This window comes from Vibrio sp. V09_P4A23P171, from assembly GCF_963875615.1.
GTDB classification, from domain to species: Bacteria; Pseudomonadota; Gammaproteobacteria; order Enterobacterales; family Vibrionaceae; genus Vibrio; species Vibrio anguillarum.
Genome location: NZ_CAWNMR010000038.1, coordinates 1 through 6,778, shown reverse-complemented (window position 1 = coordinate 6,778; position 6,778 = coordinate 1). Strand labels below are relative to the sequence as shown.

Here is a 6,778-nt window from a genome sequence, read left to right as displayed (position 1 = left end):
CCCAGAGTTTCGGTTAAGGTAACTTTCAATGCTTTGTTTAGAATCAGCATCTCTTAATGACAAGCTTTCCGTCTGGCACCACAGATCAATCACTGAATCGTAATCGGAAATATCCATTTCTCGAATTGTAATCACTAAAGCCTCCAAAGCTTATAACGCCCGGCTAAGGGGTTGACAACGCACCGCCGAACTCAAAAAACACACCGTAAACACTGAACTTCAATTTTGCACTAAAGTCGCCACGCGTTGGCAATCCCTCTTGAGCCGTTTGTTATGCAAATTCAATGAGATAAACTGAATTTACACGACCCAAAGCCACAATTGCAATGGTTGAGTGACTCAAGAACCAACCCAAGTAGGAGCCGAGATAAATAAGCCGCCAAAACAAAGTCCACCTTTCAACAACCAACCAAGCTTTTGAATGAAACAAACTCAACGAGCGAAAACTTCAGCAAAAGCAAAATGCTCGATAAACTTGCCCTTTCCACATTTTGCGCCTGCCAAACTGACAACGCGCCAGCGCTAAAACCGATTGAGGCAAGCAAAGAACTTTGCCTGTTTTACGGTTTGAGTTGACCACGAATTTGAGGGTAAAAATACTCATTTGCCGACAACACAAAACGAATGGCCGGAGAAATCCCAAAAGATTGAACCCCTAAATTTACCTGAGTTGCATAACGCCCGCTTAAGGGGCGGCCAACGCTACTACCAACTTACCGCATAACACCGTAATCACCAAAACCAACGCATAGTAAAACCGCCACGCGTTGGTTGTTCCTCTTGAAGCGTTTGTTATGCGAATGTAACTTGCACCTCTAAACTCTTACAAAACCGTAAATCATTTTTCAGAGACTGTGCCTATAGTGACACCCTCAGCCTTTGTCTTTTGTAAGTAACTTTGTCTTTTGTAAGTAAGTAGGGATATTAGCACGTTTAACAAGATCTAGTAATGTAGGGTCAGGAGCTCGGTTCTTTTTCCGACTAGGTGTACCGTAGCATTTGATTATAGTAACATCTTGGGATTTTGTTCGGTGTAAATATTTTTGGCTATTTGCATCTTTAATAAGCTGTAGATGTTGTTCAGTTACAGATTTAGAACTAACCTCACGGGTGTTTCTAATAGCGGAAATACATTGAGCAAAACTAATTTTAACATTCGAAAATGTTTTCCCAAGGTTAACAAGACTTGTCAAACCATTATTAAATATAGGATGCATAAAAACTCCATTCAGTGACTCAATAATCCGGTACGCTATCACTTTTTGAAGCTCTAATGCTGTGAATTTTCGTGAATATTTCAATAAATCAAGGCCACCACCCGTAAGCGGCTCGCATAACGCCCGCTTAAGTGGTGAGCAACGCTACCACGACACTCAATTATTACACCGTAAACGCAAAAGCAAAATCAAACTAAAACCGCCAAGCGTTGCGAATCCGTCTTAAAGCGATTGTTATGTGTTATCTCACGGGATTAAAGGGAATTATTGAAGCAAGCTCATCTTCTATATCGATGTCGTAAGAAACAGAAATTTCAGCTAAAGATTCACCAAACTTCAGTCTTAATTTTGATAGCTCGCGTTCCAATATAGAGTTTTGAACAGGAATCTCCAGAGCCAGGTAATGAGGAGAATCTACCTCGTTTTGGAAAGCATGGCACGCTCTTCTCATACGTTTAAGTGCCTTTGATAATGGGGATTTGTCTTTCGAATTTGCCAATACATCGCTAATTAACTGACGAATTATGTTTACACTGTTAATACACGAATCTCTTCTTTCCATATGCATTGGATTAAATAAAACCCTGTGATTTCCCAAATCTTTGACAAATGTAGTAGCCAGCTTAATCTCATCCACAGGTGCATTCCATTGAATACCAAAAATTGGACAACTGATTCCCGTAATATTTTTTAAAATGCTTTTAGCTTTCACTTATTGCTCCATACTGAAAAAACACATAACGCCCGGCTAAGGGGTTGACAACGCATAGCCGAACTCAAAAAACACACTGTAAACACTGAGCTTCAATTTTGTACTAAAGCCGCCAAGCGTTGGCAATCCCTCTTGAGCCGTTTGTTATGCTTGTGCTCAAGTAAACTGCAGAACTAGACAACCAATTAATGCGGGTAAACCTGCAATAAAGAGAACCAAGCCTGTTTGGTAGTTAGCTCGATAATGCTCAACTTGCTCTTTTTCAAAATCATGTCCCTTTACCATTTTGTATACTTTATCGGTAACCGGATCATCTAATCGTGTCGTTTTGCTGTGTATACCACCTTCCCACATTAACTTTGCTAAAAGCCAAATAACAATCACGACAAAAAACAAAAAATCAGCAGGCCGCGTTGTAGCAAAAAGAGGAACATAATTAGATAAAGCGAAAACAATCAAAAAGGCCACTATATTGATTAAAAAGACTTTTCTCATCAATTCGGTCAATTTTTACTCCTAGAGCATAACGCCCGGCTAAGGGGTTGACAACGCATAGCCGAACTAAAAAAACACACTGTAAACACTGAACTTCAATTTTGTACTAAAGTCGCCACGCGTTGGCAATCCCTCTTGAGCCGTTTGTTAGGCCAACCGATTGACACCGATACTTTCACAACCAAAGAACGAGCTTTTTTGTAAACTTAAAACAAACTAACCCATTCATTTATAAACCAAAACCCTAAATCAGCAAAGAAACAAAAAACTCAAATTGAGCGATTTGGAAGAAAAGTGACGAGCGTAGCATGCTCGGCGGACGTTTGGATGCTGAAGGTTATTTTGCCGATGAATTCACAGCGATAAACAACCCAACGCGATCAAGAAACAGCAAATATGTGATGATTATTTATTGCTGAAGTTAAGCCACAAAACATGGAATTTACTGCTCAATTTCAACTCGATTTAGCTGATAAAAACTCACCTTGCCTAACGCCCGCTTAAGGGGCAGCCAACGCTACTACTAACTTTCCGCACAACACCATAATCACCAAAACCAACGCATAGTAAAAATGCCACGCGTTGGCTGTCCCTCTTGAAGCGTTTGTTATATGCCTGACCACCAAGCCTAGTTTTATATCAATTCAAAAGCCGCACATGGCGTTCCTTGATGATACTTAAACTGCCAACAGCTACCAGTAAATGCCCAAATAGAACAACGTTTAGCATAATCGCTTACTTCACCAGATTCTTTGACTAAAGCTGATTCATATTTAAGAAGCTGAACTGACGGTTCAAGTTGAATACATTCGTATTTTTGCGAATGAACATGCAAATCCGAAGGCTTTTCTGAACTCATCATTTCGATTATCGAGTCAAAGTTAAAACTGTTACCTGATTTACCAACCTCAGTAAAACTCGAGTGAATTAGGCGTTCAATATCAGCTCTATCAATGCACATCATGTCGATATTGGTCATGTTGAGCTGTTTTATAAGCTGATGTTCACATTGCATTAAATCTCGGACACCCACATAGAAAACATTTTGAGGCTGTAAAGCTATCTCCGAAGGAATTGACCAACCGTTATGAGCATATTGATTCATCAATAACGCTAGGGGCTTACCGTGCAAATTACTGTCGAGTGTATTGTTGCAATCTGCGTGAGCATCAACCCAAACAATCGCAATTTTTTGACCTTTATCCTTTTGATAATGACTAAGGACTGCTTGAACGGTTCCAACTGCTATCGAATGGTCGCCACCGATTGTTATAGGGAGGCGATTATTTGTATAACTCGCCAACACTTTTGTCTTGAGATGATGCGCGTAAACCCGCAATGCTTCATCTTTACTACCACCGGAAATTAAAGAATGTACCTCATCGGTGACTTCAACATCGCCTCGGTCAATAATGTCGGCACCCCATCTATCATTCCTGACTTGAATCCAGTCCGTAAGGCCTACCCATGACATTTCATCCATTCGTCGCAGACCATCAACCGTATTGTCTTGAGTTGTCACAAAACCCAGTTGATTGAAAGGTGCTCCGATTATGTCGAAATGTCTTTTCATGTGTACTCCTGTACTTACTTAATTTCGTATAACGCCCGCTTAAGGGGCAGACAACGCTTCTACTTACTTTCCGCATAACACCATACTCACGAAAACCAACGCATAAAAAAAGCGCCACGCGTTGGCTGTCCCTCTTAAAGCGTTTGTTATGAGTCTATATCACCGAACTTTAACCAATACATTTCTTCCACTAAACCATCATCTTCAAGTTGTTGGTAGGCTAATGCTTTTTGAAGGTACATAACTAGGGCCCGACCATCACATGAATAAGACGTCATGCCTTCGTCATAGCATGTCTCACTGTCGAAAAAATAACGCTCTACCTCATTCATAAATTCAGCGACCAATGACAGCAACCTCTCGATGTCCTCAACTGATATGCCTGGTAATAACGAATTTGCTGTTCCAAGTAGTGTAACAAGATCGCTATGAGCCACCTTTTTATGTCGAATTTTCCTAAAAATGGAAGCATGCCTATTAATTTCGTCGAGTATAGTTCTAAGCTTTTGACTCAAAGCTTCGCAACCATCAATTCTGCTGACTTCCGAAACCAAGAACTCTAAAGTCAAATTCTTGTTCTTCCCCGATTTAGCTGGGTCAGTTAATTTGCTGAACTCCAGCACGATGTGAGTTAGACGCAAACAGTTGCTTATATAACTCCCAACGATAATGAAGGTAGCTAGCTTCATCCTGTAATTTTCTTATTGATTTCTCAAGTTTCTGATTCATATAACTGACTCATAACGCTCGCCTAAGGGGCTGACAACGCATTACCACTAAACCCAAACACAACAACTGCAACCACCGCGGCTCAATGGGACTGGAAACGCCACGCGTTGACAGTCCCTCTTGAGGCGTTTGTTATATGCCATTTTTACCACTATAATCAATGCGCATTTAAAATACGCACGGAGTAACTTCATGAGAACCACGTTTAGTACACAAGCACCCAAAAAGGCTACCAATCTTAGCTTAAACAGTGAGTTACTTGCTGAAGCTAAACGCCTTAATATCAATCTATCCGCTACGATGGAAAAAGCCTTAGAAAAAGAAGTTTCCTCTAGATTGAAAGCTGAATGGCTAGAACAAAATGCCGAAGCCATTGAAGCTTGTAACGAACTTACTGAGAAACATGGCCTTTTTTCTGATTCATACCGAGTATTCTGATGTCTCAATTTACCCTTTACGAAAATCTCGACAAAAGTACGTCTACCGCTTATCCCTATTTTGTTGACGTACAAAGTGAGCTGCTCAATACGCTAAATACTCGATTGGTGATACCACTTACACCACTTGATTTACTAGAAAAGAAAGCACCAAGCCATTTGTGCCCAACGATTCACATTGAACAAGGTGACTTTGTCATTCTTACTCAACAGATGGCAAGTGTACCAACCAAAATCTTAGTTGAGCCCGTCGCAGACTTAAGCACTTTCAGAGATGAGATTATCGCTGCTATCGACTTTTTGATTACTGGCATATAACGCCCGCCTAAGGGGCTGGCAACGCATAACAACCAAACTCAAACACATCAACTGCAACCACCGCGGCTCATTGTGACTGGAAACGCCACGCGTTGACAGTCCCTCTTGAGGCGTTTGTTATGGCGCGATTTCACCCGTTAACTCTTGAATATCAATCCAATCAACTTCTCGGCCAAGTACACGTTTGTAAGCAACCAAATCATCAACGGGTATTGTCGGCACCACAACACCCAAGTATTCACCAGAAACTGAACGCTCAAAATTGGTATGCAGCTCATGCCACTCATCACTTTCCGATGCTCGTATTTTAGTTCCTGGCGCTAGGCCTATTTCTATTTTCTGTGAGCCATAAATCAACTGAAAATACTCTAAATCCCAAGAGCCTTCGATGTAATGAGTAAGAGGCTTTGAAATATATTGGCTAACATCCGCCAAGATTTTATGCGCATCACTTTTGTGAATATAGAGGTCAATATCTGCGACTTCTCGTGAGCCGCCATGGATTTTGGCCGCTAAACCACCCACTATTTGATATGAAATTTGCTTCGACTCGAGAAGCTCTTTGAGCCATAGCAATGCAACTTTTACTTTCTGGCTCACAATCACCTCACTGGTTGTTTCATATTGCGCCATAACGCCCGGCTAAGGGGTTGACAACGCACCGCCGAACTTAAAAAACACACTGTAAACACTGAACTTCAATTTTGCACTAAAGTCGCCACGCGTTGGCAATCCCTCTTGAGCCGTTTGTTAGACTATTAATCCACCAATTCAATACCTAAGCTTTCTAATAAGCTCAACGCTTCATATCGTGAAAACTTAGCCTTTTTAACGTTATTTTCTAATACGTCAATGGAGTATGCTGTTGATTCACTGAAATCAACCCCTTGCAAATTTGTTCTCATAAATAAACTGTGGCTAAAATCACTATAAATCATTATTGAACCTGCAAAGTTACCTTCACGGAAATCAACATCATGCAACTTACATTCATCCAAAACCAATTCATTTAAGGTCAGGCCAAAGAAAGACGAGTCATTTAAAATACAACGCTTAAAACTTAGCTCAAAGTCTGAGTGATAAACTGGCCATGTCGCTTTCGTCCAATCAACGCCAACTAACTTACTGTCTTGAAATTTAAGCTCAAAGAGCTTTGAGTTTGTAAAATCCACCAAGCTCAAATTGCAGCGTTCAAATGTGCAGTTTGTAAACTTACATTTCTGGAATTTAACCGCTGAAAAATCGCACTCGGAGAATTGGCAATCTTCAAACTCGACGTCGCTATATTTCTCATCAG

Annotated in this window: 9 protein-coding genes and 2 pseudogenes; 2 read left to right on the top strand and 9 right to left on the bottom strand. The window is 40.7% G+C overall.

Annotated features, from left to right (window positions below; translation table 11 throughout):
• The 7 genes and pseudogenes from AACT23_RS12220 to AACT23_RS12195 form a co-directional block, all read right to left on the bottom strand.
• Positions 1 to 135, bottom strand: a pseudogene (locus AACT23_RS12220) (GNAT family N-acetyltransferase); the annotation flags it as partial.
• Between the two features lie 737 nt (positions 136 to 872).
• The gene (locus AACT23_RS12215; RefSeq protein ID WP_094129285.1) at positions 873 to 1,217 is read right to left on the bottom strand and encodes a hypothetical protein; all 345 of its coding nucleotides are present in this window, start codon (positions 1,215 to 1,217) and stop codon (positions 873 to 875) included.
• A gap of 241 nt (positions 1,218 to 1,458) precedes the next feature.
• Complete coding sequence (locus AACT23_RS12210) at positions 1,459 to 1,929, bottom strand: DUF6650 family protein (protein WP_094129282.1); 471 nt, start codon at positions 1,927 to 1,929, stop codon at positions 1,459 to 1,461.
• A 156-nt stretch (positions 1,930 to 2,085) separates the two neighbouring features.
• Positions 2,086 to 2,424, bottom strand: coding sequence for a hypothetical protein (locus AACT23_RS12205; protein ID WP_445286080.1), 339 nt, complete (start codon positions 2,422 to 2,424; stop codon positions 2,086 to 2,088).
• Positions 2,425 to 3,058: 634 nt separating this feature from the next.
• Entirely contained in the window at positions 3,059 to 3,403 is a 345-nt protein-coding gene (locus tag AACT23_RS18035; protein WP_445286079.1) for a DUF4440 domain-containing protein, read from the bottom strand.
• Positions 3,386 to 3,997: pseudogene (locus AACT23_RS12200) on the bottom strand (arginase family protein); the annotation flags it as partial. The gene AACT23_RS18035 and the pseudogene AACT23_RS12200, both read right to left, overlap by 18 nt.
• A 146-nt stretch (positions 3,998 to 4,143) precedes the next feature.
• On the bottom strand, positions 4,144 to 4,686 hold the full coding sequence (locus AACT23_RS12195; protein WP_094129270.1) for an AbiU2 domain-containing protein: 543 nt from the start codon (positions 4,684 to 4,686) through the stop codon (positions 4,144 to 4,146).
• Positions 4,687 to 4,918: 232 nt separating this feature from the next.
• On the opposite strand from AACT23_RS12195, the gene AACT23_RS12190 reads away from it, so the two are divergent.
• Together AACT23_RS12190 and AACT23_RS12185 are read left to right on the top strand one after the other, a co-directional pair.
• Entirely contained in the window at positions 4,919 to 5,164 is a 246-nt protein-coding gene (locus tag AACT23_RS12190; protein ID WP_001260801.1) for a type II toxin-antitoxin system CcdA family antitoxin, read from the top strand.
• Entirely contained in the window at positions 5,164 to 5,481 is a 318-nt protein-coding gene (locus tag AACT23_RS12185; RefSeq protein WP_000077449.1) for a CcdB family protein, read from the top strand. The genes AACT23_RS12190 and AACT23_RS12185 overlap by 1 nt, the downstream gene beginning before the upstream one ends.
• A gap of 117 nt (positions 5,482 to 5,598) precedes the next feature.
• Here the strand turns inward: AACT23_RS12185 and AACT23_RS12180 are convergent, their stop codons facing one another.
• Positions 5,599 to 6,114, bottom strand: a complete 516-nt coding sequence (locus AACT23_RS12180; protein WP_000090011.1) for a hypothetical protein — start codon at positions 6,112 to 6,114, stop codon at positions 5,599 to 5,601.
• Positions 6,115 to 6,239: 125 nt separating this feature from the next.
• The coding region (locus tag AACT23_RS12175; RefSeq protein ID WP_094129267.1) for a pentapeptide repeat-containing protein at positions 6,240 to 6,778 on the bottom strand (539 nt) is incomplete at its 5' end.